Origin of the sequence: uncultured Porphyromonas sp., from assembly GCF_938046015.1 — a bacterium.
In the GTDB taxonomy this organism is placed as follows: Bacteria; Bacteroidota; Bacteroidia; order Bacteroidales; family Porphyromonadaceae; genus Porphyromonas.
Genome location: NZ_CALIXW010000043.1, coordinates 1 through 1,823, shown reverse-complemented (window position 1 = coordinate 1,823; position 1,823 = coordinate 1). Strand labels below are relative to the sequence as shown.

General features: G+C 62.6%; 1 protein-coding gene and 1 pseudogene. Both read left to right on the top strand.

Annotated features, from left to right (window positions below; translation table 11 throughout):
* A pseudogene (locus Q0248_RS05550) lies at positions 1-255 on the top strand (hypothetical protein); the annotation flags it as partial.
* A 503-nt stretch (positions 256-758) separates the two neighbouring features.
* Positions 759-1,763, top strand: coding sequence for a 2-hydroxyacid dehydrogenase (locus Q0248_RS05545; RefSeq protein ID WP_299320592.1), 1,005 nt, complete (start codon positions 759-761; stop codon positions 1,761-1,763).
* The last annotated feature ends 60 nt before the right edge of the window (positions 1,764-1,823 follow it).

Here is a 1,823-nt window from a genome sequence, read left to right as displayed (position 1 = left end):
GCTCAGTCCGAGGCCAGCGCGCAGCCTAGCCGCCCCTCGACGGCAGCGCCCATGGCACGCCCCGCAGGTGCTCCACTCGTCACACCTCGTCCCGCAGCCCGCACGGCACAGCCTGCCGCTCAGCCCGCCCCAAGTACCACGAGCGCCACGAGCAGCTCCGACGAGCAGCCCAGCCGCCCGATGAGCTACGAGGAGGCACGTGCCCGCCAGCTGCGCGCCCTGCAGCAGCAGGCTCCCGAGGAGCCCCAGGACTAAGGCCTCGGCTAGGTCCCCAGCCCTAAGAGCAGCGGCTCATCCCCACGCAGCGACGTTGGGGGTGAGCCGCTGCCCTTTTATCCCCTTAGCCGAGGGCAAGCCGCCGAGGCTACTCCCCTAGCCTAGCCAAAGCCGTCCACACAGAGCCGCAGTGCACCTTGCGCCTTGCCCGAGCCTTCGTGAGGGATATCCCTCACGCCCCCTGACTGATAGCCCTCAGGCTCCTCACGGACGTCCCTCAGCGTGCTGAGGGATAGCCCTCACGCACCCTCCCCTATAGCCGCGCAGCGCTTGGAGGCTGAAGTGAGGCTACACCACGGCCTAGTCCCAGGCGAGCAAAGGCCTAGTGCGCCCGCTCGCGAGGCCTGCTGTGAGGAGGGTCAAGAGGCCTCGGCGAGCAGCCCTCCGAGCCCGGCCTTAGCCCTGCCGTACAGCGGAGGGAGGATTTGTTGTATTTTTGCGCTCGCAAGACAGAAATCCAAAACAAAGCAAGCTAAAAGTAAATGACCAAGACTACCATAGCGTTCTTCGGTACGATGCCTTATGATAAGGCGACCTTCAACGAGGTGAACGAAGAATATGGCTTCGATATCAAGTACTATACAGGCAACCTTAGCCACGACAACATCTCCCTGACGCACGGCGCCGACGCCGTCTGCGTCTTCGTCAACGACGACCTCAACGCCGAGATCATCGCCGAGCTCAAGGAGAACGGTGTCAAGATGATCGCCCTACGCTGCGCAGGCTACAACAACGTAGACCTCCCCGCTGCTAAGGCCGCAGGCATCACCGTGGCGCGCGTCCCCGCCTATTCGCCCCACGCCGTGGCCGAGTATGCCGTGGCCCTCATGCTCTCGCTGAACCGCAAGATCCAGCGCGCTAGCTGGCGTACGCGTGACGGTAACTTCTCGCTGAACGGACTCATGGGCTTCGACATGTACGGCAAGACCCTCGGGGTCATCGGCACGGGTAAGATCGCCAAGGTGCTCATCGGTATCCTGCGCGGCTTCGGCATGAAGGTGCTGGCCTACGACCTCTATCCCGACCACGCCTTCGCGGAGGCCAACCAGGTGCGCTACGTCAGTCTCGACGAGCTCTACGCAGGCTCGGACATCATCTCCCTGCACTGCCCCCTAACGCCCGAGACGGAGTATATCATCAACCGCGAGAGCATCGCCAAGATGAAGAAGGGCGTCATGATCATCAATACGGGACGTGGCCGCCTGATCCACTCCGAGGATCTCATCGAGGGCCTCAAGAACAAGCAGGTCGGCTTCGCAGGCCTCGACGTCTACGAGGAAGAGGAACCCTACTTCTACAAGGACAAGAGCGACAAGATCATCGACGACGACACGCTGGCGCGCCTGCTGTCCTTCAACAACGTCATCATGACCTCGCACCAGGCCTTCTTCACCCGTGAGGCCACGAGCAACATCGCCCACACGACCTTCAGCAACATCCGTGACTTCGTCCTCGGTCACGAGCTGCCCAACGCCGTGACCGAATAGCCGAGTGCCCCGAGCCTAGGATAAAAGGTGCGCGCCCTGCCGACCCGATGAGATCCTCGG

Bases quoted from the DNA above. Each gene is read 5' to 3' on its own strand.
- Q0248_RS05545 (WP_299320592.1), top strand. From the start codon at position 759: ATGACCAAGACTACCATAGCGTTCTTCGGTACGATGCCTTATGATAAG.